We start from the raw sequence: 813 nt of genomic DNA on the forward strand, positions 1-813 counted from the left end.
GGCGACTTCGGTGAAGGTGCCCTCGGGTCCGAGATACGCATAGCTCGCTGGCATGACTTCACCCTAATGGGCACCCGCCGCCATCATCCCCGCATGCGCCCCCCTGGGGATGACGCGGAGCGGTTCTCATCCCTCCAGCAGCCGCTGCCCCACGTACTCGCCCTCCGCCGCCCCGCCCGGCACCGCGAACAGCCCGCTCGCCTCGTGGCGGATGAAGGGGGACAGGGCGTCGCCCCGGTCCAGCTTGCGCTGCACCGGCACGAANNGCGCCGGAGCATCGCCGCGCCGCCGTTCTGGTCGGGGCGGGTGATCCGGGCGTGGGCGTTGAAGGGGACGACCAGACCACCCTCGGCGTCCGTCTTCTCCAGGTCCATCTCGGAGGTCTCGGTGCCCCCGGACAGCGGTGCCCCGTCGGACTTGCGGCGCCCGATGACGTTCTCCTGCTCCGCGACGCTGAGCTTCTCCCAGTCGTCCAGCAGCATGCGGATACGGCGGACGACGACATAGGAGCCGTTCGCCATCCAGGCCGGCTCGCCGTTCTCCGGGACGAAGATGCGCCGGTCGAAGTCGGAGTCGGAGGGCTTGGGGTTGCGGGTGCCGTCGATCTGGCCCATCAGGTTGCGGGTCGTCATGGGGTGGGCGGTGGCCCCCGGTGAGCGGTTGAAGCCGTTCATCTGCCAGCGCACCCGGGCCGCCGATCCCGCGTCCTTCTGCACCGCGCGCAGGGCGTGGAAGGCCACGAGGGCGTCGTCGGCACCGATCTGCACCCACAGGTCGCCGTTGCTGCGGGCCTTGTCGAGGCGGTCGGAGGAG

At 70.8% G+C, this 813-nt stretch carries 1 pseudogene; it reads right to left on the reverse strand.

The features are described from left to right. Positions 1-126: 126 nt before the first annotated feature. Positions 127-813 (reverse strand): annotated as a pseudogene (locus B7L92_RS38580) (Dyp-type peroxidase); the annotation flags it as partial.

Source organism: Streptomyces viridosporus, from assembly GCF_002078235.1.
GTDB classification, from domain to species: Bacteria; Actinomycetota; Actinomycetes; order Streptomycetales; family Streptomycetaceae; genus Streptomyces; species Streptomyces viridosporus.